We start from the raw sequence: 25,353 nt of genomic DNA, 5'->3' as shown, positions 1-25,353 counted from the left end.
CACCCGTTACCTTTTTGATCGTCCCCAGCCGGGGACTCCTCGGTCGCCCGGCCCGGTATGACTTCCTGCCCCTGTCGTAGGCATGATCCGGGGGGTGTTGTCGCCGGGTCGGGTGGCGTCGGCGGACCGCTGATAGGGACACGGCCGCCCTGTTTGGGGTTGGTCTCTTCGTAACGTGGGTGCCGGCAGTCCGACGCCTGGACCTGTGGCCGAGGCCACGGACGATGCGTGGAGGCGGGTGTGGTGCACGGCGGATACGGCGTCTACCTCGGGTTGGATGTCGGTAAGGGTGATCATCACGCGGTCGGGTTGGCGCCGGACGGCAAGCGGCTGCACGACGCACCGTTGCCGAACACCGAGGCTCGGCTGAGGCAGTTGTTCGACAAACTCGCCGGCCACGGTCGGGTGCTGGTGGTGGTCGACCAGCCCGCCTCGATCGGCGCCCTGCCGGTCGCGGTGGCTCGGGCATGCGGTCATCAGGTGGCCTACCTGCCCGGCCTGGCGATGCGCCGGATCGCCGATCTGCACCCCGGAAGCGCGAAGACCGACGCCCGCGACGCCTATGTCATCGCTGATGCCGCCCGCACCCTGCCGCACACGCTGCGGCGGGTCGACGTCGGAGATGAGGCTCTGGCCGAGTTGGAGGTCCTCGTCGGCTTCGACGACGACCTCGCTGGCGAGGCCACGCGCGTGTCGAACCGTATCCGGGGACTACTCACCCAGATTCATCCCGCCCTGGAACGGGTTCTCGGCCCGAAGGTGCACCACAAGGCCGTGCTGGAGTTGCTGTCGCGCTGCGGCGGACCGGCCGGACTCCGCAAAGCCGGTCGCCGCAAACTACTCTCGATCGCCGCCGTCCACGCACCCCGCATGGGTGAACGGCTCATCGAACAGCTCATGGCAGCCCTCGACGAACAGACCGTCACCGTCCCCGGCACCCAAGCAGCCGAGACGATCCTGCCCCGTCTCGCCGACAGCCTCCGCGACGTCCTACACCAACGCGACCAAGTCGCCGACCAGGTCGAGAGGATGCTTGATGCACACCCTCTTGCCCCGGTCCTGACATCGATGCCCGGCATCGGCGTCAGGACCGCCGCCCAGATCCTGCTCGAAGTCGGCGACGGCACCGCCTTCGCCACCCCGGCCACCTCGCCGCCTACGCCGGCCTCGCCCCCGTCACCCGACGCTCCGGCACCAGCATCCGCGGCGAGCACCCACCCCGAGGCGGCAACAAGAACCTCAAACGCGCGTTCTTCCTCGCCGCGTTCGCATCCCTCGCAGACCCCGTCAGCCGCGCCTACTACGACCGCAAACGCGCCGAAGGTAAACGCCACAACGCCGCCCTCATCTGCCTCGCCCGACGCCGCTGCGACGTCCTATACGCCATGCTCCGCGACAAGATCCCCTACCAACCCCGCCCGACCAGCCCCGTCCCCGCTTGACGAAACCCATAGGGACACCCCCCACCCCCACACCCCCGCCGCCCGCCGCCCGCCGCCGATCTTGCACTTTTTGTCGGGACAGACCCGCTGCAAGCCTCACAATTCGGCGACCAAAACTGCAAGATCGGCGCAGGGGTGGGGTGGGTGGGGTGGGTGGGGTGGGTGGGGTGGGTGGGGTTAGGGGAGGGTTAGGGTGCCGGTGGCGACCAGGGTGGCGGGGCCGGAGAGCCAGCAGGAGTCGTCGTTGAGGGTGACGGTGAGGCGTCCGCCGGGGACGTCGACGGCTACCGTGCCGGTCTCCTGGTCGGCGTCGTGCAGCGCCACGGCAGCGACCGCACAGGCACCGGTGCCGCAGGACAGGGTTTCGGCGGAACCGCGCTCGTAGACCCGCATCAGCACATGCGCGTCGACGCCGTCGACCGGGCCGCCGGGCACGGTGAACTCGACGTTCACCCCGGACGGGAAGAGCGCCGGGTCGAAGTTGGGTGCCCGGGTCAGGTCCAGCCCGGCCAGGTCCAGCCCGGCCGGCAGCGGACAGACAAGGTGGGGGTTGCCGACGTCGACCGCGGTGCCCGGCAGGGTCAGCCCGCCCAGGGCGGCGGTCGAGGTCGCGTACCGCCGGGGACGGCGCATCTCGACGGCGATGGCCTCGCCGTCGACCCGGGCGCGGACCAGTCCGGCCCGGGTCGCCACCGGCAACGCCCCGCCGGCCGGCGCGGCCAGCCCGGTGTCCAGCAGGTACCGGACGAAGACCCGGGCACCGTTGCCGCACATCTCGGCGAAGGATCCGTCGGAGTTCCAGTAGTCCATGAACCACTCCGCCGAGTCGGCCAGCGCGGCGCCGTCGGGGTGTTTGGCCGCCCGGACCACCCGCAACACGCCGTCGCCGCCAAGCCCCCGCCGCCGGTCGCAGATCGCTGCCACCAGGTCGGGCGTCAGGTCGAGCGCGCCGTCCGGGTCGGGCAGGATCACGAAGTCGTTGCCGGTGCCGTGTCCCTTGGTGAACTCCACGCCTCCATCATCGCGCAGCGTCACCGAGTATCCGCAGGGCGGCCTCGACCAGTCCCGGGTCGGCCGAGTCCAGCCAGTGCACCCGCGGATCGCGCCGAAACCAGGAGCGTTGGCGGCGGACGAAGCGGCGGGTGGCCCGGATGGTCTCGTCGTACGCCTGCTCCTCGGTCAGCTCGCCGGCCAGGAAGCGCAGCACCTGCTGGTAGCCGAGCGCCCGGCTGGCCGTACGCCCCTCGGGCAGGCCGTGGCCGACCAGCTCGCGGGTCTCGGCGACCAGCCCGTCGGCCCACATCCGGTCGACCCGCGTCGCGATCCGCTCGTCGAGCAGCGCAGTGTCCAGGTCGACCCCGATCTGCACCGCCGGATAGTGCGGGGTGGGCTGCGGCAGCGCGGCGGTGAACGGTCCGCCGGTCAGCTCGATCACCTCCAGTGCGCGGACGATCCGCCGGCCGTTGCCGGGCAGGATGCTCTCGGCCGCCACCGGGTCGGCCGCACGCAGCCGCGCGTGCAGCGGTGCCGGGCCGAGCGCGGCGAGTTCGCCCTCCAGTCGCGCCCGCACCGCCGGGTCGGTGCCCGGGAACTCGAACTGCTCCAGCACCGCCCGCACGTACAGGCCGGACCCGCCGACCAGCAGCGGCACCCGCCCCCGGGCCCGGATGTCGTCCACCGCCGCCCGGGCCAGCCGCTGATACTCCGCCACGCTGGCCGGCTCGGTGACCGGCCAGATGTCGAGCAGGTGGTGCGGCACCCCGGCCCGCTCGGCGGGGGTGAGCTTGGCGGTACCGATGTCCATCCCCCGGTAGAGCTGCATCGAGTCGGCGTTGACCACCTCGCCGCCGAGCGCCTGGGCCAGGGCGATGCTCAGGGCCGACTTGCCGGCCGCGGTCGGCCCGACCACGGCGACCACCGGACCGGGGGCGGTCACGACCGCTCCCAGCTCGCCACGAGGTAGGCCACGCCGTAGGGCGCCGCGTGGTAGAGCAGTTCACCGCGCCAGTCGCCGCCCGCCGCCCGGGCGGCACCGGCGAGCACCTGCCAGGGCGCCCGGCCGGCGACCCGCAGCTGCGCCGAGACCGCCGGGTCCAGGCCGAGCAGGGCGTCGACGTCCACCTGGGCCAGGGCCCGGGCCACCCCTTCGTCGTACGCCTCGGCGCGCGGATCGGCGTAGCCGGGTGCCTTTTCTCCCCGGCACGCCGACCCGTCGCCCATCACCAGCAGCGCCCACGGCTGCCCCGAGCCGAGCCGGGCGCCGAGGGCGGCGCAGTTCTCGGCCGACTCGTCGGCGCCCACGGTCATCATCCGACGGACCGTCCCGTCCGCCCCGGCCAGCGGCATCCGGTCCAGCAGCCAGGCACCGGCCAGCAGGCTGAGCGGGAGCCGGGCGCTGCCGTTGCGCTCGTCGGCCCGCCACCCGGCGGCGCTGCCGGCCACGGCCCGACCCGTGCCGTCGACCCGGCCTTCGCCGTCGACCCGGCCTTCGCCGTCGACCCGGCCTTCGTCGGCGTGGCTGGTGAGGCGCACCTCCAGCGGCGCTCCCCAGGGGGCGAAGCTACCCCGGTACGGGGGGTCGAGATCGACGGTGCCGGGGCCGGCACCGATCACCAGGATGCTCCGGGCACCAGCGACCGCCAGCCGGGCCACGGCGCTGGCACAGGCGGCACGCAACTCGTCCAGTTCAGGTGCGGCGGCACCGGCCACCTCGGGCACGAGCAGCGGCGGATGGGGGCAGACGGCGGCGGCGACCAGTGGCACCAGGCAACGTTATCGGTCCACCGGCACCGCCCGGCGGGGCGGATTGCCGGCGCGGTCCGGCAAGTTGGAATTCGTCCGGTTATCGACTGGTGCATCCCGGCCCGACAGGCGCGACAATTCCCGCCGCTGGCCGACCGAGGACTTCGACACCGGCCCCTAGGACACCGTATGGTCACGGTCGGCGATAGGCGCTCGACGCGGACCGGGGCGGACCTGTGACAATGCCCGGAGAAAGTTGGCTGCGCCGTGGCGGGCTCGGGAGGCTACCTTCTGGGCACCGGGAGAACGAGGATGGGCACATGAGCGACTGGACTGCCTTCGGACGGGTGGACGCGGACGGCACCGTTTACGTCAAGACCGCCGAGGGCGAGCGGGTGGTCGGATCCTGGCAGGCGGGAGCACCTGAGGAGGGGCTGGCCCATTTTGCCCGCCGCTTTGCCGACCTGGTGACCGAGGTGGATCTGACCGAGGCGCGGCTCAACTCGGGCGCGGCGGAACCCAACCACTCGCTGAGCAGCATCCGTCGGCTACGCGCCTCGCTCGCCGAGGCGCATGTGGTCGGCGACATCGACGCGCTGGCCACCCGGCTCGACAAGCTCGCCGCGGTCGCCGAGGAGAAGGCCGGTGAGGCCAAGGCCGCCAAGGAGGCCGCCCGCATCGAGGCGCTCGCCCGCAAGACGGCCCTGGTGGAGGAGGCGGAGAAGCTGGCCGCCGAGTCGACCGGCTGGAAGACCGCCGGTGACCGGCTGAAGGAGATCCTCGACGAGTGGAAGACCATCCGGGGGGTCGACAAGAAGACCGACGGTGAGCTGTGGAAGCGGTTCGCCGCTGCCCGCGACGGGTTCACCCGCCGCCGGGGCGCTCACTTCGCCTCGCTGGACGCGCAGCGCAAGCAAGCGCAGACGGTCAAGGAGGAACTGGTCGCCGAGGCCGAGAAAATCAAGGACTCGACGGAGTGGGCCAGCACGGCCAACCAGCTGAAGAACCTGATGACCCAGTGGAAGGCTGCACCGCGCGCCTCGAAGGAGGCCGAGCAGCGGCTCTGGGAACGGTTCCGCGCCGCGCAGGACGCCTTCTTCACCCGCCGCAGCGAGGTCTTCTCCGCGCGCGACAACGAGCAGCGCGCCAACCTGGAGCGCAAGCAGGCGTTGCTCGCCGAGGCCGAGGCCCTCGACGTTGACGGCGACCCGAAGGGCGCCCAGGCCAAACTGCGGGAGATCCAGGCGCAGTGGCACGAGGCCGGCCGGGTGCCGCGCGAGGCCGCGGCCGGGCTGGACCGGCGGCTGCGCGCCGTCGACGACAAGGTCCGCGAGGTGATGGATTCGGCCTGGCGTCGCACCACCCGCGAGGACAACCCGCTGCTGGCCCAGATGCGGGCGCAGGTCGCGGAGGCCGAGGAGCGGTTGACCCGGGCCCAGGCTGCCGGCGACGCGCGGCGGATCAAGGAAGCCGAGCAGGCCCTCGCCTCGAAGCGGCAGTTCCTCCAGTTGGCCGAGCAGGCCGGCTGAGCTGACACCGGACGCCCTCGGTCTCCCCGGTGGGACCGGGGGCGTTTCCGTGGCTTGTCGCCGCTGGTCACGGCGATGTTAGCGTATGACATTTACATCGACGTCGATCTGTGATTACCTGAGGAAAGCGCTTGCCCTTCTGGGGCGGGCACGGGAGCCGTTCCGACCAGTTCATCCGAGGGCAGGGCGCATCTCTGCGACCGCCTGGGCATCGCTGCCGCTGGGCACGGCAGCCACCGGTGCCGAGGCGTACTCCTGCCAACCGCACGAGATGGCGCAGCCAGGCGTAGCCACGGCGAACCACCACCATTCCGGTCGCCGGGGCAGCCCGCGTCGCGGACTCATCCGGGCCGGCGTCGGCCGCCGGTCCGCGACGGCCGAGGCGTCGTCCGACCCGTTCCGCGTACCTGAAGGATGAGGAGAATGACCGTGCTTGCACTCGTCAAGCGGCCCCTGGCGCGGCGGCTCGCGGCACTGGCCGCAGCGGCCGTCGCACTGCCCGCGGCGGCCGTGGCGGTGGCCGTCGCCCCGGCGGCGGCGGCCACCGTCGACACCAGCGCCCACTACGTGTTCGTGAACCGCAACAGCGGCAAGGCGATGGACCTGTGGAACTGGTCCACCGCCGACGGCGGCGAGATCCGGCAGTTCACCCGGGCCGACGGCAACAACCAGCAGTTCCAGTTCGTCGACGTGGGCAACGGCTACTACCAGTTGCGCAACCGGCACTCCGGCAAGGTCGTCACCATTCCCAACTCGAACGACGGCGTGCAGGTCACCCAGGTCACCGCGAGCGGCGACACCAAGCAGCACTGGCGGCTCGTGGATTCCGCAAACGGCGACGTCCGGTTCGTCAACCGGCACAGCAACAAGGCCCTTGAGGTGTGGCAGTGGTCCACCGCCGACGGCGGCGTGGTCTCGCAGTACGCCGACCTCGACGGTGCCAACCAGCGGTGGCAGATGATCAAGATGGGCGGCGGCACCACTCCCCCGCCCAACCCGACGCCGCAGACCGGGCTGGTCGGCTGGGCCACCCAGAACGGCGGCACCAGCGGCGGCGGCAACGCCGGCACCACCACGGTCACCAGCGCCTCGGCGCTCACCAGCGCGCTCAACTCCACAAGCGCGGCGGTGATCCGGGTCTCCGGCACCATCAACTGCTCGGGGATGCTGCGCGTACGCTCCAACAAGACGATCCTCGGCAACGCGGGCGCGACAATCGTCGGCTGCGGCTTCACCATCAACGGCGACCGCAACGTGATCATCCGTAACCTGACGTTCCGGAACTGGGGCGACGACGCGATCAACGTGGAGCAGTCGGCGACAAACATCTGGATCGACCACAACACCTTCAGCAGCGGCTACGACGGCGCGGTCGACATCAAGCGCGGCTCCGACTTCATCACGGTCTCCTGGAACCGGGTGTTCAGCCACGACAAGACGATGCTGCTCGGGCACAGCGACGACAACGCCAGCCAGGACGTCGGCCGACTGCGGGTCTCCTACCACCACAACTGGTTCGACGGCAGCAACCAGCGCAACCCGCGGGTCCGCTTCGGCAACCCGGTGCACGTCTACAACAACTTCTACAGCAACGTGCGCGGCTACGGCGTGGCGTCCACGATGAACGCCGGCGTGCTGGTCGAGGGCAACTACTTCGAGAACACCCCCGACCCGTTCCACCGGGGTGAGGGCGACTCCGGCCCGGGTGCCCTGGTGGCCCGCAACAACCACTTCGTCAACTCGGGCAGCGGGCAGTCGGGCGGCAGCGTGGCCGGCATCCCGTACTCGTACACCCTGGACACCCCGAGCAACGTCAAGTCGATCGTGACGGGCGGTGCCGGCGCGGGCCGGATCTCGGTCTGACCGCACGGGTCGGTCGGGGCCTGCCGCGCGGGCCCCGACCGGCACTCAGGGCGAGACGGCGCAGCCGGTCGTCGGCGCGGGCGCCGCGGCCGGCGCACCGATCGTGGGCAGTCCGAGCAGCACCCCCGGGGTACGCGGAGAGCGCCCCGCCTCGGCCGCGTCGCCCGCCCGGGTCCGCCGGTGTGACAGCGGCGCGCCGTCGGCGTTGAGGTGGTGCGGCGCGGCGTAGGTGACCGTGGTGTGCACGATGTCGCCGGGGCGGATCGACCCGGCGTACGAACCGGCGTCGCCGAACTGGCCGTTCGCTCCGGCTGCGCCCGTCGCGAAGTGGACCAGGCGGCCGTCGCGGGCCCGACCGGACATCCGGCCGGTGCGCTCGTCCTTGCGGCCCTCGCCGACGGCGACCAGCACCTCGACGGTCTCGCCGACAAGCTTCTTGTTCTCCGCCCAGGTGATCTCCTCGACACAGGCGATCAGCCGCTCGTAGCGCTCCTGCACGACCTGCTTGGGCAACTGGCCGTCCATCGTCGCGGCCGGAGTGCCGGGACGCTTCGAATACTGGAAGGTGAAGGCCGAGGAGAACCGGGCCGCCCGGACCACGTCCAGGGTGCGCTCGAAATCCGCCTCGGTCTCGCCCGGGAAGCCGACGATGATGTCGGTGGTGATCGCCGCGTCCGGCATGGCCGCCCGGACCTTGTCGATGATGCCCAGGTACCGCTCGGCCCGGTAGGACCGGCGCATCGCCCGCAGCACGTCGTCCGAGCCGGACTGCAACGGCATGTGCAGCGAGTGGCAGACGTTCGGCGTCTCGGCCATCGCCGCGATCACGTCGTCGGTGAAGTCCTTCGGGTGCGGGCTGGTGAACCGTACCCGCTCCAACCCGTCGATCTCGCCGCAGGCGCGCAGCAGCTTGCCGAACGCGTACCGGTCGCCGAACTCCACACCGTAGGAGTTGACGTTCTGCCCGAGCAGGGTCACCTCCAGCACACCCTCGTCGACAAGGGCCCGTACCTCGCTGAGGATGTCGCCGGGGCGACGGTCCTTCTCCTTGCCGCGCAACGACGGCACGATGCAGAAGGTGCAGGTGTTGTTGCAGCCGACGGAGATCGACACCCAGCCGGCGTAGGTCGACTCGCGGCGGGTCGGCAGCGTGGAGGGAAAGACGTCGAGGGATTCGAGGATCTCCACCTCGGCGGCGGCGTTGTGCCGGGCCCGCTCCAGCAGCACCGGCAGCGACCCGATGTTGTGCGTGCCGAAGACCACGTCGACCCAGGGCGCCCGGCGGACGATGTCGCCCCGGTCCTTCTGGGCGAGGCAGCCACCGACCGCGATCTGCATCCCCGGATGCCGATCCTTGACCGGACGCAGATGACCGAGGTTGCCGTACAGTCGGTTGTCGGCGTTCTCCCGGACCGCACAGGTGTTGAACACCATCACGTCCGGGGTGTCGTCGGCCTCGCCCGCGCGAACATAGCCAGCCCGCTCCAGCAGGCCGGAGATGCGCTCGGAGTCGTGCACGTTCATCTGGCAGCCATAGGTGCGCACCTGATAGGTACGCGGGCCACCCGCCGCTGCGGTAGTCATGACGTGCACAGCGTATCCGCCCCGGCGGGAACCGACGGAACGAGGAGGAGCCATGTGCCGGAGCATCAAGACCCTACGAGAGCCGTACACCCCGACGGTCACCGACGCGGACGTCCAGGCCGCCGCGTTGCAGTACGTCCGGAAGATCTCCGGCTTCCGCGCACCGGCGGCGCACAACGCCGCCGCGTTCGACGCCGCGGTGACCGCCGTCGCCGCCGCCACCCGCACCCTCCTGGACGACCTCGTCGTCCGCGGCAGCTAGCGGCCCGGAGGTAAGGAAGGGCCCCCTATTAACGCCTGCGGTAGAGGAAGGGCCCCTTCTTAACACTCAGCCCGGCCTTAACGCTCAGCGAGCGGCCGGAGCTCAGCGAGCGGCCGGAGCACTCGGCCCGGCCGGAGCAGTCAGGCGGCGGCGAGGGCGGGGTTCACCGAGTCGGGCGCCCAGCGGGAGCGGTGGCAGCGCGACCAGCCGCGACAGCGCGGGTCGGCCTCGGTGCACAGACGCCTGTTGCTCAGCACCTCGCCGTCGTCGGTCTCCCGCACGTCGAAGTGCACCGGCCGGATGCTGCCGTCCGGCGCGACCAGCAGGTGCCGGGTGGCGTCGAGGGTGTCGTCGCGCAGCACGCAGTTGCGCCCGAGCAGCCGGGCCAGCGCCGCGACGCTGGGCAGCTCGGGCAGGCTGTCCGGCACCCCGTAACAGTCCACGATCGTGGCGAACTCGCCCGGAGCCTGCCACACGTCGCACACCACCGCGTACGTTGGCAGCCGGGCCGGGTCGGCCACGGCCAGGGGCATCACCACCCGGCCGAGCGCGTCGGCAAGCGCCGGGTAGACCTCCACCGGCCGTACCCCGTCGATTCTCCAGTTCCACAGCTCGGTCATGCCGCCTCCTCGCTGTGCTCGTCCCACCGGCCTCCAGATCGGGCCTTACCGACGATGGTGGGGGGCATTTGCCCCTAGCCGGGGGCAAGTTACCGGTCTGTGACCATTCTGGGCAAAATTTCCCTGAGCCTCGTCGCTCCAGGTAGCAGGAAGGTGACAGTTTATCGGGTATGGTGCGCGTTTCCGCGTGGCGGCTCGCCGGTCAGCAGCGATCAGCGCAGCACGACGGCGTGAGCTGGTCGGCGACGCCGACCCAGGTGCTCAACCCCGGGGCAGCACTGATCAGCGCAGCACGACCAGGTGCTCGCCCCGGGGCTGCAACTCGCCGACGATCGGCGCGCCGGGCACCTCACCCGCGACCAGCAGGCCGCCGGAGGTCTGCGCGTCGGCAAGCAACAGCCGCTCCGTCTCCCCGGCCGCGCCGAAGTCGGTCCACGGGGTCACCCACTCCAGGTTGCGCCGGGAACCGCCGCTGACGTACCCGTCCCGGGCCGCCTCCCGGGCACCGGCCAGGTACGGCACCCGGGCGACCTCGATCGCCACGGTGAGCCGGCTGGCTCGGGCCAGCTTCGAGGCGTGACCGAGCAGCCCGAACCCGGTCACGTCGGTGCCGCAACGGACCCCGGCCGCCACCGCCGCCCGCGCCGCCTCCCGGTTCAGCGTGGTCATCGCCGCGACCGCCTCCGGAAAACTCTCCCCGGTGTTCTTGTGCCGGGTGTTGAGCACGCCGATCCCGAGCGGCTTGGTCAGCGACAGCGGCAAGCCGGCCTGCCCGGCGTCCAGTGTGATCAACTCCGTCGGCCGGACCAGACCCGTCACCGCCAGGCCGTACTTCGGGCCGTCGTCGTCCACGCTGTGTCCGCCGGCCAGGTGGCAGCCGGCGGCGCGGGCGACATCCCGGCCGCCACGCAGCACCTCGCCGGCCAGTTCCAGCGGCAGCACCGTACGCGGCCAGCAGAGCAGGTTGAGCGCCACCAGCGGACTGCCGCCCATCGCGTACACGTCCGACAGTGCGTTGGTCGCGGCGATCCGGCCCCAGTCGTACGCGTCGTCCACCACCGGGGTGAAGAAGTCCGCGGTGCTGACCAGGCCGGTCCGCTCGTCCAGCCGCACCACCGCGGCGTCGTCGCCATGGTCGAGCCCGACCAGCAGGTCAGCGGTGTCGACGGCCGGACCCAGCCCGGCCACCATCGCCTCCAGCTCGCCGGGCGGAATCTTGCAGGCACACCCGCCACCCCGCGCGTACCTGGTCAACCGCACCGGCTCCGTCATACCAACATGATCTCGATCACGCTTCCCGGACGCCACCCGGAGCGGGCAATTTCGGACTCCAGGGCGCGATCCGAAAGGGTGTTACCGCTCCGTGACCATCTGAGTTGCGTACCGCCACGTCACCCCGCCTACAGTGGCCGCTACCGGGGGCCGACCGGCCCCCGTCAGGCAACGAGGGGGACGGTGGACGACGTGGCGACGGGCGAACCGCTCATCGTGTTGGACTCGGTCAACAAGTGGTTCGGGCCGCTGCACGTGCTGGACGATGTCTCGCTGTCGGTCGGCCGGGGCGAGGTGGTCGTGGTCATCGGCCCGTCCGGCTCCGGCAAGTCGACCCTGTGCCGCACGATCAACCGGCTGGAGCCGATCGACTCCGGCACCATCACCTTCGACGGCCGGGCGCTGCCGGCCGAGGGCAAGGCCCTGGCGAAGTTGCGCAGCGAGGTCGGCATGGTCTTCCAGTCGTTCAACCTCTTCGCGCACAAGACGATCCTGGAGAACGTCACGCTGGGCCCCATCAAGGTACGCGGGGAGAAGCCGGCCGCCGCCCGCGAGCGGGGTCTCGCCCTGCTCGACCGGGTCGGCATCGCCAACCAGGCCGAGAAGTTTCCGGCCCAGCTCTCCGGCGGCCAGCAGCAGCGCGCCGCGATCGCCCGGGCGCTCGCCATGCAGCCCAAGGCCATGCTCTTCGACGAGCCCACCAGCGCGCTGGACCCGGAGATGGTCGGCGAGGTGCTGGAGGTGATGACCTCCCTGGCCCGCGATGGCATGACCATGGTCGTGGTCACCCACGAGATGGGCTTCGCCCGGCACGCCGCCAACCGGGTCATCTTCATGGCCGACGGCAAGCTCGTCGAGGATGCGGCCCCGGCGGAGTTCTTCGCCAACCCGCGCAGCGCACGCGCCAAGGACTTCCTTTCCAAGATTCTCACGCACTAGGCGTTCCGTAGCGGAGCAGGCCGTGACCCGGCCGGCTCCAGTTTCCGAAGGAGAACAGGTATGCGAATGAAGCGCATGGCGGCGATCGCCGCCGCTGCCGGCCTCGCGGTCTCGATGGCCGCCTGCGGCGGTGACAGCGACGAGGGTGGCTCCGGCACGGGCGCCAGCGGCATCGTGGGCAAGGCCGAGAACCAGAAGAAGCTGGTCATCGGCGTCAAGGCCGACCAGCCGGGCCTCGGTCTGCAGACCGGCAGCCAGTACGAGGGCTTCGACATCGAGATCGGCAAGATCATTGCCAAGGGTCTCGGCGTCGAGGAGAGCGGCATCGAGTGGAAGACCACCGTCTCCGCCAACCGTGAGCCCTTCATCGAGCAGGGCACCGTCGACCTGGTGGTGGCGACCTACACCATCAACGACGAGCGCAAGCAGAAGATCAACTTTGCTGGCCCGTACTACGTCGCCGGTCAGGACCTGCTGGTCAAGACCGACTCCACCCTCACCGGCCCGGACCAGCTGGCCGGCAAGACGGTCTGCTCGGTCAGCGGCTCCACCCCGGCCAAGCGGATCCAGGAGAACTACCCGGACGCCCGGCTCCAGCAGTTCGACTCGTACTCCAAGTGCCTGCCGTTGCTCGACGGCGGCCAGGTCGACGCGGTGACCACCGACGACATCATCCTCGCCGGCTACGCCGCACAGGACCAGTACGCCGGCAAGTTCAAGGTCGTCGGCAGCACCTTCTCGGACGAGCCGTACGGCATCGGCCTGAAGAAGGACGACACCAGCGGTTGCGAGAAGATCAACGAAATCCTCAAGGCCGCTGCCGAGGACGGCAGCTACAAGGCCGCCTGGGACGCCACCCTGGGCAAGAGCGGCACCCCCGCGCCCGAGCTGGACACCACCAAGCTGACCCACTGCGGCGCTGCCTGACCGGTACCGGAGCCGGCACCCCGAGCGGGTGCCGGCTCTGGCCTGTCACCGGCCGCCACGACGTGCCCCGGGAGCCGAAGCATGGACGTATTCACCGATCCGAAGAACATCGACGCGTACCTGTCGGGTTTCTTCTGGATCCTTAAGCTGACCGGCGCGTCCGCAGTCTGCGCGCTGGTAATCGGCGTGCTGCTGGCCGCGATGCGGGTCTCCCCCGTACCCGTGCTGCGCGGCTTCGGCGCAGCCTGGGTCAACATCTTCCGTAACACCCCGCTCACGCTTGTCATCTTCTTCTGCTACTTCGGCCTGTTCGTCACGCTCGGGCTGAGCCTGTCGCAGGACCTCGACCTGAACATCTACTGGCTCGGCGTGATCGGCCTGTCGACCTACACCTCCGCGTTCGTCTGCGAGGCGGTGCGTTCGGGCATCAACACGGTGCCGACCGGTCAGGCCGAGGCGGCCCGGGCGATCGGGCTCTCCTTCGCGCAGACCCTGCGCATCGTGGTGCTGCCGCAGGCCGCCCGCTCGGTGATCGCGCCTTTCGGCAGCATCCTGATCGCGCTCTGCAAGAACGCCACAATCGTCGGCACCATCGGGCTGCTGGAGTCCTCCAACATCATGAAGGATCTGATCAACAGCTACGGCAACGCCGTCATCCCGATCTTCCTGGTCTTCGCCGGTACGTTCGCCGCGATCCTCATCCCCACCGGCTACTTCTTCGGCTGGCTGGCCAACAAACTGGCGGTGAAGCGCTGATGAGCACCAGCAGCGTCCTCTACGACCACCCGGGACCGCGCGCCCGGGCTCGCAACACGGTGCTGAGCGTCATCTTCGGCATCGGCCTGCTCGCGCTGCTGTACTGGATCTACAGCAAGTTCGACGAGGCCAACCAGTGGGAAGCCTGGCTGTGGAAACCGTTCACCCAGTCGACCACGTGGACGCAGTTCATCCTGCCGGGCCTCTGGGCCACCCTCAAAGCGGCCTCGGTCGGCATGCTGCTCTCGCTCGCCTTCGGCATAGTCTTCGCCTTCGGCCGGCTCTCCGACCACTGGTGGATCAGGGTGCCGGCCGGTGCGGTGGTGGAGTTCTTCCGAGCCGTACCGCTGCTGTTGATGATCTTCTTCATCTTCTACGGCCTGCCGTGGATCATCAAGCAGCCGGTGACCGCCTTCTGGGCCGTGGTGATCGGTCTGACCCTCTACAACGGGTCGGTACTCGCCGAAGCGTTCCGCGCCGGCATCCGGGCCGTACCCGGCGGGCAGTCCGAGGCGGCGTACGCCATCGGCATGCGCAAGAACCAGGTGATGCGCATCATCCTGCTCCCGCAGGCGGCCCGGGCCATGCTGCCGATCATCGTCAGCCAACTGGTCGTGCTGCTCAAGGACACCGCCCTCGGCTACATCGTGGCCTACCCCGAACTGCTCCAGCGCGGTGTCAACGACCTCGCCGCCAACTACGGCAACATCATCCCTGCCGCGATGGTGATGGCGGTCATCTACATCATCATCAACTCCCTGCTCACCTGGTTCGCCGGTTGGCTCGACCAGCGCTCCCGGGTACGGGCCTTCCGGGTACCGAGGCAGACCGCGCCAAGCGGCTCGGCCGACTCCACCCCGGAGGGCGGCGCCACCGTCGCCGAGCCACAGGGCTGAACTGAGCCACGCAAGTGCGGCGCCGGCCAAACTGGCCGGCGCCGCAGTGCGTTCGTCGATCGCGCCCCACAAGGTGCCGGCCCGCACAAGCCGCGGCACGCGGCACGCGGGTGCGCGGCACGCGGGTGCGCGGGTGCGCGGGTGCGCGGGTGCGCGGGTGCGCGGGTGCGCGGGTGCGCGGTGCGCGGGTGCGCGGTGCGCGGGTGCGCGGTGCGCGGGTGCGCGGCACGCGGTGCGGTGCGGTGTTAAGAAGGGGCCCTTGCTATGCACGAGGCGTTAAAAAGGGGCCCTTCCTTACACCTCAGCGGGCGATTTCGGTGACGCGGGACTCGCGGACCACGGTGACCCGGATCTGGCCGGGGTAGGTCAGCTCCTCCTCGATCTGCTTGGCCACGTCCCGGGCCAGCACCGCCGCACCGATGTCGTCGACGTCGTCGGGTTTGACCATCACCCGGATCTCCCGGCCGGCCTGCATGGCGAAGACCTTCTCCACACCGAGCTTGCCGGCCGCGATCTCCTCGATCCGTTCCAGTCGCTTGACGTACGCCTCCAGGCTCTCCCGCCTCGCCCCCGGCCGCCCGCCGGAACAGGCGTCGGAAGCCTGGGTGAGCACGGCCTCCACGGTCTGCGGCGGCACCTCGTTGTGGTGTGCCTCGATGGCGTGCACCACGTCCTCGCTCTCGCCGTACTTGCGGGCCACGTCGGCACCGACGATGGCGTGACTCCCCTCCACCTCGTGGGTGAGCGCCTTGCCGATGTCGTGCAGGAACGCCGACCGTTTGATCAGCGGCACGTCCAGGCGCAGTTCGGCGGCCATCACGCCGGCGATGTGCGCGGTTTCCACCAGGTGCTTGAGCACGTTCTGCCCGTACGACGTGCGGTAGCGCAGCCGGCCCAGCAGCGTGACCAACTCGTCGTGGATCTCGGTGATGCCAACCTCCACCAGGGCGTCCTCGGCGGCCCGCCGGCAGAGTTGATCGACCTCTTGGCGGGCCAGGTCGTGCACCTCCTCGATCCGGTGCGGATGGATCCGGCCGTCCAGCACCAGTTTCTCCAGCGTCAACCGGCCCACCTCCCGGCGTACCGGGTCGAAGCAGGAGAGCAGCACCGCCTCGGGAGTGTCATCGATGATCAGGTTGACTCCGGTGACCGACTCGAAGGCCCGGATGTTGCGACCTTCCCGGCCGATGATCCGCCCCTTCATCTCGTCGCCCGGCAGGTGCAGCACGCTGACCACGCTCTCGGCGGTCTGCTCGCTGGCCACCCGCTGGATCGCGTCGACCACGATGTGCCGGGCCCGCTGCTCGGCGGTGGAGCGCGCATCGGCCTCGATGTCCCGCACCAGCAGCGCGGCTTCCCGCTTCGCCTGGGTCTCGATCGCCTCCACCAGTTCGGCCCGCGCGGTGTCGGCGGTCAGGCCGGCCACCCGCTCCAACTCGCGCCGTCGCTGGTTCTCCGCCTCGGTCAGCTCCTCCTCGCGGACTGCCAGCGCGGCCTCCCGGGCGGCGAGGGCGGCGCTGGCCGCGGTCAGCTGGCGCTCCCGCTCGGCGAGCCGCTCCACCTCCTCGGTGTGCAGCCGCTCCCGCTCGTCCATCCGGGCCGCCCGCCGCTCCACCTCGGCGGCCTGCTCGCGGGTGGTCGCGGCGAGCACCGCCACCTCCCGTTCACCGCTGCGCCGGGCCGCGGTCCGCAGTTGCTCGGCGTCCGCCTCGGCCTGCTTGTGGGCACGTTCCAGGACGGTGTCCGCCTCGGCACGGGCGTCGTCGAGCACCCGGCGCGCCTCTGCCCGGGCCGCCTTCGCCTCGGCCTTGGCCGCCGCCGCCTCCGCGCGGGCCGCCGCGGCGGCGGATTTCGCCACGTCGATTGTGCTGTTCGCCTCGTCTGCGGCGGTACGCAGCGCGGCCAGGGACTGCTCCTGGCGGTCCTTCTCGGCGATGTAGGCGGGGTCTTCCGGCGCCGGACGCGACTGCAACCCGCGCACCAGCCGCATGCCGAACACCACCGCACCGAGCACCACCAGGGTGAGCAGCAGCACAGCGACAAGCAGTACGACCTCGAAGCCGCTCATGACGCGACCTCGCGCGGCAGATCCTGCTCGTCGTCGTCGGGGTTACCGGCCTCCGCCGGGCCGGCAGTCGACTCACCGCTCATGACGCGCCACCGCACCACGCGAATGATCCGCTCGCCCACACTCGCTCGTGCCCGCCACCCGGTTTGTCCTGTGCCGCCAAGCCATGGCGCGCCTCCCCTGAACGTCTCGCCGTAGCAGCCTGCCGGTAGGCAAACCGCTACGGCTCTGGACGCCCGACCGGAGCGCCTGGCCATGGGATGGCTTTCTCCGCCGGCGGTCTCCCTCGGGAGCGCCGACGGGCCGGGTGCAGTTGTCCTGCCGGCCCCGGACTGGCCTGTCCGGAGCTGGCGTCAGGCCGTAGAGCTGGCCAAAGTGATGCAGTTCTGTTACGCGTTCTATGTTGTGCGCTTAGCCTGCGCTGGTCGGGCAATGTGAGCCTTTATGGCGAGGCTAGGTCTCCGCGGCCCTCCGGTCAAGAAGTCATGATCAAACCACCCGGACGGAGAGAAGTTGAACCGTCACCGAACGCCCATCATGAGTCGGACGCCTGGGGACAAAAAAGACGGTGCGCGGGCCGAAGCGCCGGATCAGCGGGCACCGACGGCCACGGCGGCTGCCACCAGGGCGGCGTTGTCGGGTGCCGGCGAGCCGTCGGGCAGACACAGGGTGTCCTCCAACCCGATCCGGGTGTCCAGACCCCGCCGGACCGCCTCACCCAGCACCGCCCACACTCCGGCGCCCTCGGCGTGCAGCAGCACCGGCGGCCCGCCGGTCGGGAGCGCGTCGAGCATCGCCGCCGCGTCCGCCAGCGCTGCCTCGGGCGACTCCGCCATGCACTCGACCAGCACCCGCCCGACCGGTGCCCGCCATTCCCGGTAGGCCTCGACCGCCGCCACCGTCCAGAGCCCGGCCTCCACCATGACGCCCCGCTCGTGCAGTGCCGCCGCGACCGCCTCCGCCCCCGGCTCGTGTGCGTTGACCGACGCGAAGTCCGGCAGCACCGTCCAGGCACGCACCGCAGCCACCCGGGCGAGCGGCTCCGGCTCGATCCACGCGCCGGTGCTCACCCCCACCGGCAGCCCCGGTCGGGCGGCACGGATCGCCTCGACCGCGTCGGCGATCACCGCTGGCCGCAACGACTCGACCCCCTCGCCGGTACGCGGATGAACGTGCACCGCGCCCACCCCGAGCCCGGCGCAGCGGGCCGCGTCGGCGGCCAGCTCGGCCGGGGTCAGCGGCACGGCAGGGTGTGTGTCGCGTCCGCGGTCGCCGTTGAGGCATCCCTTCAGCATCTCGCCTCCTCGGGCGGTGCGGGTCTCAGCGGAGACCTTCCTCCTCGGCGTCGGCAAGCGCGTCGGCGTCGATCTGCTCGGCGAACTCGGCCGCCTCGGCGCTCTGCGCCGCAAGCGCCTCCTTCACCGCCCGGATGGCCACCCCCGGCGGGTAGCCCTTGCGGGCCAGCATGCCGACCAGCCGCCGGAACACCGCGTCCGGTTCCCCCCGGGCGGTCCGCAGTTTCCGCCGCACCAGGGCCTGTGCGGTCTGCGCCTCGGTGGTCTCGTCCAACTCGCCGAGGGCTTCGCTGGCGGTGTCGCCGTCGACCCCGCGCTGGCGCAACTCGTTGGCCAGCGCCCGGCGGGCCAGCCCCCGGCCGGCGTGTCGGCTGGTCACCCAGGCTCGGGCGAACGCGGCGTCGTCGATGATCCCGACCTCGTCGTAGCGGTCGAGGACCTCGGTGGAGGTCTCCTCGGAGATGCCCCGTCGGGCGAGCGCGGCGGCCAACTCGGCCCGGGTGCGCGGGCGCACCGACAGCTGCCGCAGGCAGATCTCCCGGGCCACCTCAGCCTCGTCACGCGGGGCCGCTCCGGCCGCCTCGTCAGGAGGACCCGTGCCGGGCCAGCCTGCGTCGGCCGCGCCCGGATCGGTCTCGTTCCCGGGAGCACGGCGGCCTCGGCGGGGACGCGGAGTGGTGTCACCCGCCCGGGGCGGACTGGCATCCCAGCCCCGCCCCGTGCGGGCGCGTCGTCCAGCCACTGAACTTCGATCAGAAGTCGACCGGCGGCAGCTCCGGCCCACCGGCGGCATCGCCCGCGCCGACCCCGACGCCGAGCTTCTCCAGGATCTTCTTCTCGATCTCGGCGGCCACGTCCGGGTTCTCCCGGAGGAACTCGCGGGCCTTCTCCTTGCCCTGACCGAGCTGGTCACCGTCGTAGGTGTACCAGGCACCGGACTTGCGGATGATGGACTGCTCCACGCCGACATCGATAAGCGAGCCCTCGCGGGAGATGCCCTTGCCGTACATGATGTCGAACTCGGCCTGCTTGAACGGCGAGGCCACCTTGTTCTTCACGACCTTGACCCGGGTGCGGTTACCGACCACGTCGGTGCCGTCCTTCAGGCTCTCGATGCGCCGCACGTCGAGCCGGACCGAGGCGTAGAACTTCAGCGCCCGCCCACCCGTGGTCGTCTCGGGACTCCCGAACATGACGCCGATCTTCTCGCGGAGCTGGTTGATGAAGATCGCGGTGGTGCCGGTGTTGTTGAGCACACCGGTGATCTTCCGCAGGGCCTGGCTCATCAGCCGGGCCTGGAGACCCACGTGGCTGTCGCCCATCTCACCCTCGATCTCGGCGCGCGGCACCAGGGCGGCGACCGAGTCGATCACGATGATGTCGATGGCGCCGGAGCGGACCAGCATGTCCGCGATCTCCAGCGCCTGCTCGCCGGTGTCCGGCTGGGAGACCAGCAGGGCGTCGGTGTCGACACCGAGGGCCTTGGCGTACTCCGGGTCGAGCGCGTGCTCGGCGTCGATGAAGGCGGCGATGCCGCCGGCCCGCTGGGCACTGGCCACCGAGTGCAGGGCGACCGTGGTCTTACCGCTGCTCTCCGGGCCGTAGATCTCGACGACCCGGCCGCGGGGCAGGCCGCCCACACCGAGCGCGACGTCGAGCGCGATGGAGCCGGTGGGGATCACCGCGGTCTGCACGACCGGCCGCTCCCCCAGGCGCATCACCGAACCCTTGCCGAACTGTTTGTCGATCTGAGCGAGAGCAAGGTCGAGCGCCTTCTCCCGGTCAGGTCCTGCCGCCATCGTTGCCACCCCTGCCTTCGCCGGCGTCTTTCCTGAGCTTCGCGTCACGCGAGACACGCTAGGCGCTGGGTCCGACAGAAAACCAGCCGACTGGCCGTGGCCTGTGGACGAGCACCCCGCTGTGGACAATAGCCGAACAGGTGTACGACTCGGCAAGAGACACGCGGAAGTAACGAATTGACTGCTCAGCGTAGCCGGGAGGGGACCCGGTCCGGGTAGGCGGCGACCACCGCCCGCCACACCACGTGCGTCTCCACTCCGGCCGCCAGTGCCTGCTCGATGGTCCGCCCGCCGAGCTGCGACAGCACCTGGTCGCTGGCGATGCTGGCCGCGTACCCCGGCCCGAACGCCTCCTCCAGTCGCGTCCAGAAGTCGGTCAGCCGCACGTGTATCAGCCCTCCTTGTCCGCCGCCCGTACCGGACGCAACGCTAGCGCCAGCAGGGGCGCCACCGCGACCGCGGCGAGCAGAGTCAGCACCGGATAGCCCGACAACTGCATGACAAACCCGCTGACCGCGCCGGCCAGTGCCCCGGCGAAGCCCATGACCAGGTCGGACAGGCCCTGCGCGCTGGGCCGTACCGCGTCCGGTACGGACTCCGACAGCAGGGTGGAGCCGGCCACCATGGTCGCCGACCAGCCGAGCCCGAGCAGCACCAGCCCGATGGTGAGGCGGGGGGTGTGGTGCCCGGCGGTGCCGGCGACCGCACAGGCGGCGAGCAGGGTGCCGACCCCACCGAGGATGACCGGGCGCCGGCCGAGCCGGTCGGTGAGCCAACCGACCACCGGGGCCAGCGCGTACATGCCGGCGATGTGCAGGCTCAGCACCAGCCCGACGACCGGCAGCACCTCCTCGACGGGATGGAACTCCCGCAGGTGCACCGGGGTCATCGCCATCACCGCCACCATCACCAGGTGTCCCACGGCCACGGCGGCGATGCCGAGCCGGGCGGCCGGTCGGGTGCGTACCACCGACCAGGCGGCACGCATGCTCGCGCCGCGCCGGGCCGACGGGGCCGGCACCGCGACCGGCCCGGCCGTGGCCCCCGCACCACCGGCCGCCGCGACCGGCCCGGCCGCCGTGCCAGCGGCGGAGGCCGCGCTCTGGTCGACCCGGGCCGCCGCGAGTCGGCGGGCGGTGAGCAGCGGGTCGGGCCGCAACCACAGCAGGAGTACGCCGGCGGCGAGCACGAACGCGACGACGCTGAACGCGAACGGGCCGGAGAGCGCCGGCAGGCCCCACGCGGTGGTGGTGCGGTCGGCGAGCGCGGCGAAGTTCGGGGCGGCCACCGCGCCGATGGTGGTGGCCCAGACGATCAGGGACAGTTGTCGGGCCCGGCGGTCCGGTGCGGCGAGGTCGACGGCCGCGTAGCGGGCCTGGAGGTTGGCGGCGGAACCGCCGCCGAAGAGCAGCATGCCGAGGAAGAGCAGCGGGATCCAGCGGGTCGCCGCGGCCAGCACGATCAGCGCGCCACCGAGCGCACCCACGCCGTACGCGAAGGCCAGGCCCGGACGACGGCCGTGGCCGGTGATGATCCGGGTGACCGGTACGGCGAGCAGCGCGCCGCCGACCACGGCGGCGCTCTGCGCCAGCCCGGCGACCGCGGTGCCGGCGATCTCGGCGGCGAGCAGCGCCCCGACGGAGATGCCGATGGTCACCCCGATCCCGCCGATGATCTGGGTGCTGAAGAGCAGCCGCAGGGTACGCCGCTGGATCGGTGCGGCGTCGGGGTGCGGCGGTGCGGCGGTGGTCAGGTCGGTGGCCAACAGCATGCTCCTTGGTGCCGGGGTGCCCATCCTCTCGCCTCCGGCCGATGCCAGCAGCCCCGTTTTCCGCGCAGCCCCGGTCCGCGCCGTCGCCGACCCGGGGCGCTGCGCGCCGTCACAACCCCAGGCCGCGACCGATGATCTCCTTCATGATCTCGGTGGTGCCGCCGTAGATGGTCTGCACCCGGCCGTCGAGCCAGGCCTTCGCCACCGGGTACTCCAGCATGAAGCCGTAGCCGCCGTGCAGCTGTACGCAGCGGTCGGCGACCCGGTTCTGCAACTCGGTGGTCCACCACTTGGCCTTGGCGGCGTCGGTGACCGACAGCCGACCGGCGTTGAACTCGGTGATGCAGTGGTTGAGGAAGGTCCGCGCGATGGTGACCTCGGTGTCCAGCTCGGCCAGCAGGAACCGGTTGTGCTGGAACTTCCCGATCGGCCGGCCGAACGCCTCGCGGGTGCGGGCGTAGTCGAGGGTGATCGCGAGCAGCCGCTCCGCGGCGGCGACCGCGGCGACGGCGATGCTGAGCCGTTCCCGGGGCAGGTTGGCCATCAGGTGGTAGAAGCCGTGGTTCTCAGTGCCGAGGAGGTTCTCCGCCGGCACCCGGCAGTCGTCGAAGAAGAGTTCGGCGGTGTCGTTGGCCTTCAGCCCGACCTTGGCCAACCGCCGGCCACGGGTGAAGCCCGGCGTCCCGGTCTCCACCACGATCAGGCTCACCCCGTGCGCGCCCCGGTCGGCGGTGCGGGCGACCACGACCACCAGGTCGGCCATCTCGCCGTTGGTGATGAACGTCTTCTGGCCGTTGAGCACGATGGTGTCGCCGTCGCGTACCGCGCTGGTGCGGATGCCGGCCAGGTCGGAGCCGGCGCCCGGTTCGCTCATCGCGATCGCGGTGACCAACTCGCCGGAGCAGAATCCGGGCAGCCAACGCTGGCGCTGCTCCGCGGTGGTGAGTTCGATGAGGTACGGGGCGACCACGTCGTTGTGCAGCCCGAAGCCGAGCCCGGTGCAGCCGGCCGAGATGATCTCCTCGGCCAGGACGGCGTGGTACCGGAAGTCCCGCTGACCACCCCCGCCGTACGCCTCGTCGACGTCGATGCCGAGCAGCCCGGCGGCCCCGGCGCGCCGCCACACGTCGCGGTCGACGATGCCGTCGGTCTCCCAGCGTTCGTGGTGCGGTACCGCCTCGCGGGCGAGGAACCGACGGCACAGGTCACGGAACTCGTCGTGGTCGGGTTCGTACAGGTGCTGCTGCATGGCGGCAAGTGTGGCACCGCTCACCCGGGCTGCCCAGCGGCGTTCTCCGCTCGCGGTGGACAGCCCGGGTCGTGCGGATGCTCAGCCGGCCAGGGTGCGGGCGACGACGGTGAGGTCGGCGACCAGCCCGTCGTACGCGACATCCTGGTTGTCGGCGCGGAGCACGGCGGACGGGTGGATGGTGGCCAGCAGTTGGGCCGGCGGCGCGTCGGCGGTGCGGCCGGCGCTGTCCACCGGCACCCGTTGGAAGTCCTCGGGGTGCTGCGCGGCGGCCGGCCAGGGCAGCAGTTCGCCGCGCTGGCGGGTGACCCGGAACGCCGGGCCGAGCAGTGCCTTCGCGGCGGTCGCGCCGAGCACCACGACCACCTCCGGGTGCAGTTGGGCGAACTCGGCGACCAACCAGGGTCGGCAGGCGGTGATGTGTACCCGGTCCGGGGTCTGGTGGATGCGCCGCTTGCCGCGCAGCTCGAAGCGAAAATGTTTTACGGCATTTGTCAGGTAGATGTGTCCCGGGTCGAGTCCGGCGTCGTCGACCGCCCTGCGCAACAGCCGGCCGGCGGGACCGACGAAGGGCAGTCCCTTCTGGTCCTCCATGTCGCCGGGTTGCTCGCCGACGAAGACCACCCGGGCGGTCGCGTCGCCCCGACCGAAGACGGTCTGCGAGGCGTCCCGGTACAGCTCGCAGCCCTGGCAGCCGGTGGCGGCGGCACGCAGCTCGTCGAGGGTGTCGGCCTGCGGCGGGATGAACTGTTGAGCACCGGGCGCAATGTCGTTCTCGGCCATGGCCTCTGTTCTACCCGCTCCACCTCATCCCGCCCCGCAGCCTCGCCGATCTTGCACTTACGGTCGCCGATATGCAAGCTATGTCCCGCTTTTTCCCGACGGAAAGTGCAAGATCGACGCCGGTGGTGGGGGTGGTGGGGGTGGGGTGGGGGTGGGGTGGGGGTGGGGTGGGGGTGGGGTGGGGGTGGGGTGGGGGTTAGGCGGTGAGGGTGGTGGGGGTGGGTGGGGTGGCGGCGCGGGTCAGGGCGGTGGCCAGGGTGGGGAGGTCGGCCTCGTCAAGTGTGCTGACGGTGATCCGTAGGCCGGGTGGGCCGGCGATCCGGAAGAGGGCGCCGGGCGCGACCAGCCAGCCGGCGTCGCGCAGCACGGTCGAGGCGACGGTCTCGTCGATGACCGGCAGCCAGACGTTGATCCCGCTGCGCCCCTGTGCGGGCAGGCCGCGTTCGGCGAGGGCGGCGACGAGCCCGTCGCGGCGGCGTTCGTAGCTCTGCGCCGCCCGGTCGATCAGGGCGGTCACCGCCGGGTCGCGCCAGAGGGAGAGCACCAGGCGTTGCAGCACTGTGGAGACCCAGCCGGCACCGACCCGGGACCGTCCGGCCACCCGGGCCACCGTGGTCTCGTCCCCGGCCAGCACCGCCAGGCGCAGGTCGGGACCGTACGGCTTGCTCACCGAGCGGAGCAGGGCCCAGTGGGTGGTCGCGCCGGCAAGCGAATGCAGGGGTACGCGGGCCAGTTCGGCGGCGTGGTCATCCTCGATCAGCAGCAGGTCCGCCCGATCGGCGAGCAGATCCCGCAGGGCGGCGGCCCGGTCGGCCGAGAGTGCCGCGCCGGTGGGGTTCTGGGCGCGGCTGGTCACGATGAGCGCTCGGGCCCCGGCGGCGAGCGCGGCGGCCACGCCAGCGACAAGTGGGCCCTCGTCGTCGACAGGTACGCCGATCGGGCGCAGGCCGAGCGCGGCGATGAGGTCGAGTTGGTTGGCCCAGCCCGGGTCCTCGACCGCGACCGCGTCCCCGGGCCGCAGGTGGGCACCGAGCAGCCGCTCGATGCCGTCCAGCGCGCCACCGGTGAGCGTCAGTTCGGCGGCCGGCACCCCGTCGGCGGCGAGCCGGTCGCGGGCCGCCTCGGCGAACTCGGGCAGCACTCCGGCGTCGGAGTAGCTGATCGCCTCGCCGACGGTGTCGGCGAGCGCGGCCAGGTGCGGGCCGAGCCTCGGCAGCAGCCGAGGGTCGGGTTCGCCCTGGGACAGGTCGCGCAACCCGGCGGCGGGTGGCGGGCGCAGCGCCGCGCGGCGGGCCGCGACCGGCGGGCGGGGCCGGACCCGGGTGCCGTGCCGGCCGGCGGTCACCACCAGCCCGCGCTGGCGCAGTTCGGCGTACGCGCGGGAAACGGTGGCCGGGCTGACGGACAGGTCGGCGGCGAGCGTCCGCACCGGGGGCAGCGGGTCACCCGGGGCGAGGCCGGCCCGGCGAATTCCCGATTCGATGCTTGCCGAAATCTCGGCGGCCGTCGTACCGGTGATCTGATAGCGTCCTGACACAAACAAGAGATTGTACTAG

General features: G+C 71.3%; 23 protein-coding genes and 1 pseudogene. 8 read left to right on the top strand and 16 right to left on the bottom strand.

Annotated elements, in window-relative coordinates:
* Nucleotides 1-243: 243 nt before the first annotated feature.
* Nucleotides 244-1,442: pseudogene (locus QQG74_RS08165) on the top strand (IS110 family transposase).
* Between the two features lie 177 nt (nt 1,443-1,619).
* Here QQG74_RS08165 and dapF read toward each other — a convergent pair.
* The 3 genes from dapF to QQG74_RS08150 are packed head-to-tail and all read right to left on the bottom strand — an operon-like array spanning nt 1,620 to nt 4,205.
* Nucleotides 1,620-2,453 (bottom strand): diaminopimelate epimerase, encoded by an 834-nt coding sequence (gene dapF, locus QQG74_RS08160; RefSeq protein ID WP_341719679.1) that lies wholly within the window; start codon nt 2,451-2,453, stop codon nt 1,620-1,622.
* Between the two features lie 7 nt (nt 2,454-2,460).
* Complete coding sequence (miaA, locus tag QQG74_RS08155; RefSeq protein WP_341719678.1) at nt 2,461-3,378, bottom strand: tRNA (adenosine(37)-N6)-dimethylallyltransferase MiaA; 918 nt, start codon at nt 3,376-3,378, stop codon at nt 2,461-2,463.
* Nucleotides 3,375-4,205, bottom strand: coding sequence for a class III extradiol dioxygenase subunit B-like domain-containing protein (locus QQG74_RS08150; protein WP_341719677.1), 831 nt, complete (start codon nt 4,203-4,205; stop codon nt 3,375-3,377). Before QQG74_RS08150 ends, miaA begins: the two co-directional genes overlap by 4 nt.
* Before the next feature lie 299 nt (nt 4,206-4,504).
* Between QQG74_RS08150 and QQG74_RS08145 the strand changes: the two genes are divergently transcribed.
* On the top strand, nt 4,505-5,713 hold the full coding sequence (locus tag QQG74_RS08145) for a DUF349 domain-containing protein (protein ID WP_341719676.1): 1,209 nt from the start codon (nt 4,505-4,507) through the stop codon (nt 5,711-5,713).
* A 423-nt stretch (nt 5,714-6,136) separates the two neighbouring features.
* Nucleotides 6,137-7,576: an RICIN domain-containing protein gene (locus tag QQG74_RS08140; protein ID WP_341719675.1), complete on the top strand. Its 1,440-nt coding sequence runs from the start codon at nt 6,137-6,139 to the stop codon at nt 7,574-7,576.
* Nucleotides 7,577-7,621: 45 nt separating this feature from the next.
* On the opposite strand, the gene miaB is transcribed toward QQG74_RS08140, so the two are convergent.
* Nucleotides 7,622-9,160 (bottom strand): tRNA (N6-isopentenyl adenosine(37)-C2)-methylthiotransferase MiaB, encoded by a 1,539-nt coding sequence (gene miaB, locus QQG74_RS08135; RefSeq protein ID WP_341719674.1) that lies wholly within the window; start codon nt 9,158-9,160, stop codon nt 7,622-7,624.
* A gap of 52 nt (nt 9,161-9,212) precedes the next feature.
* Here miaB and QQG74_RS08130 point away from each other — a divergent pair, with 52 nt between their 5' ends.
* Entirely contained in the window at nt 9,213-9,422 is a 210-nt protein-coding gene (locus QQG74_RS08130) for a DUF2277 family protein (RefSeq protein ID WP_341719673.1), read from the top strand.
* Nucleotides 9,423-9,562: 140 nt separating this feature from the next.
* On the opposite strand, the gene QQG74_RS08125 is transcribed toward QQG74_RS08130, so the two are convergent.
* Nucleotides 9,563-10,042 carry a hypothetical protein gene (locus QQG74_RS08125; RefSeq protein WP_341719672.1) on the bottom strand — a complete coding sequence of 160 codons (480 nt, stop codon included), beginning with the start codon at nt 10,040-10,042 and terminating at the stop codon, nt 9,563-9,565.
* Nucleotides 10,043-10,324: 282 nt separating this feature from the next.
* Entirely contained in the window at nt 10,325-11,314 is a 990-nt protein-coding gene (gene selD / locus QQG74_RS08120) for a selenide, water dikinase SelD (RefSeq protein WP_341719671.1), read from the bottom strand.
* A gap of 183 nt (nt 11,315-11,497) precedes the next feature.
* Here selD and QQG74_RS08115 point away from each other — a divergent pair, with 183 nt between their 5' ends.
* The 4 genes from QQG74_RS08115 to QQG74_RS08100 all read left to right on the top strand — a co-directional run bounded on the left by QQG74_RS08115 (nt 11,498) and on the right by QQG74_RS08100 (nt 14,832).
* The gene (locus QQG74_RS08115; RefSeq protein WP_341719670.1) at nt 11,498-12,253 is read left to right on the top strand and encodes an amino acid ABC transporter ATP-binding protein; all 756 of its coding nucleotides are present in this window, start codon (nt 11,498-11,500) and stop codon (nt 12,251-12,253) included.
* 60 nt (nt 12,254-12,313) lie between these two features.
* On the top strand, nt 12,314-13,180 hold the full coding sequence (locus QQG74_RS08110) for a glutamate ABC transporter substrate-binding protein (RefSeq protein WP_341719669.1): 867 nt from the start codon (nt 12,314-12,316) through the stop codon (nt 13,178-13,180).
* Between the two features lie 81 nt (nt 13,181-13,261).
* Complete coding sequence (locus QQG74_RS08105) at nt 13,262-13,936, top strand: amino acid ABC transporter permease (protein ID WP_341719668.1); 675 nt, start codon at nt 13,262-13,264, stop codon at nt 13,934-13,936.
* Complete coding sequence (locus tag QQG74_RS08100) at nt 13,936-14,832, top strand: amino acid ABC transporter permease (RefSeq protein ID WP_341719667.1); 897 nt, start codon at nt 13,936-13,938, stop codon at nt 14,830-14,832. The genes QQG74_RS08105 and QQG74_RS08100 overlap by 1 nt, the downstream gene beginning before the upstream one ends.
* 301 nt (nt 14,833-15,133) lie before the next feature.
* On the opposite strand, the gene rny is transcribed toward QQG74_RS08100, so the two are convergent.
* From rny to QQG74_RS08050, 10 genes are all read right to left on the bottom strand, one after another.
* Nucleotides 15,134-16,900, bottom strand: a complete 1,767-nt coding sequence (gene rny / locus QQG74_RS08095) for a ribonuclease Y (protein ID WP_341719666.1) — start codon at nt 16,898-16,900, stop codon at nt 15,134-15,136.
* Nucleotides 16,897-17,022, bottom strand: a complete 126-nt coding sequence (locus QQG74_RS08090) for a hypothetical protein (RefSeq protein ID WP_341719665.1) — start codon at nt 17,020-17,022, stop codon at nt 16,897-16,899. Before QQG74_RS08090 ends, rny begins: the two co-directional genes overlap by 4 nt.
* Before the next feature lie 468 nt (nt 17,023-17,490).
* Nucleotides 17,491-18,195: a 3-keto-5-aminohexanoate cleavage protein gene (locus tag QQG74_RS08085; protein WP_341719664.1), complete on the bottom strand. Its 705-nt coding sequence runs from the start codon at nt 18,193-18,195 to the stop codon at nt 17,491-17,493.
* A gap of 25 nt (nt 18,196-18,220) precedes the next feature.
* Nucleotides 18,221-18,937, bottom strand: a complete 717-nt coding sequence (locus QQG74_RS08080) for a regulatory protein RecX (RefSeq protein WP_341719663.1) — start codon at nt 18,935-18,937, stop codon at nt 18,221-18,223.
* A gap of 10 nt (nt 18,938-18,947) precedes the next feature.
* Complete coding sequence (recA, locus tag QQG74_RS08075; RefSeq protein ID WP_341719662.1) at nt 18,948-19,994, bottom strand: recombinase RecA; 1,047 nt, start codon at nt 19,992-19,994, stop codon at nt 18,948-18,950.
* A gap of 185 nt (nt 19,995-20,179) precedes the next feature.
* Nucleotides 20,180-20,380, bottom strand: a complete 201-nt coding sequence (locus QQG74_RS08070) for a DUF3046 domain-containing protein (RefSeq protein ID WP_341719661.1) — start codon at nt 20,378-20,380, stop codon at nt 20,180-20,182.
* A 5-nt stretch (nt 20,381-20,385) separates the two neighbouring features.
* Entirely contained in the window at nt 20,386-21,759 is a 1,374-nt protein-coding gene (locus QQG74_RS08065; protein WP_341719660.1) for an MFS transporter, read from the bottom strand.
* Nucleotides 21,760-21,874: 115 nt separating this feature from the next.
* Nucleotides 21,875-23,014, bottom strand: a complete 1,140-nt coding sequence (locus QQG74_RS08060) for an acyl-CoA dehydrogenase family protein (RefSeq protein ID WP_341719659.1) — start codon at nt 23,012-23,014, stop codon at nt 21,875-21,877.
* An 81-nt stretch (nt 23,015-23,095) separates the two neighbouring features.
* Complete coding sequence (locus QQG74_RS08055) at nt 23,096-23,797, bottom strand: UdgX family uracil-DNA binding protein (protein WP_341719658.1); 702 nt, start codon at nt 23,795-23,797, stop codon at nt 23,096-23,098.
* A 196-nt stretch (nt 23,798-23,993) separates the two neighbouring features.
* Entirely contained in the window at nt 23,994-25,334 is a 1,341-nt protein-coding gene (locus tag QQG74_RS08050; protein WP_341719657.1) for an aminotransferase class I/II-fold pyridoxal phosphate-dependent enzyme, read from the bottom strand.
* Nucleotides 25,335-25,353 lie beyond the last annotated feature (19 nt).

The organism is Micromonospora sp. FIMYZ51 (assembly GCF_038246755.1).
In the GTDB taxonomy this organism is placed as follows: domain Bacteria; phylum Actinomycetota; class Actinomycetes; order Mycobacteriales; family Micromonosporaceae; genus Micromonospora.
The sequence above is the reverse complement of the archived record's forward strand: the minus strand, read 5'-3'. Positions and strand labels throughout refer to the sequence as shown.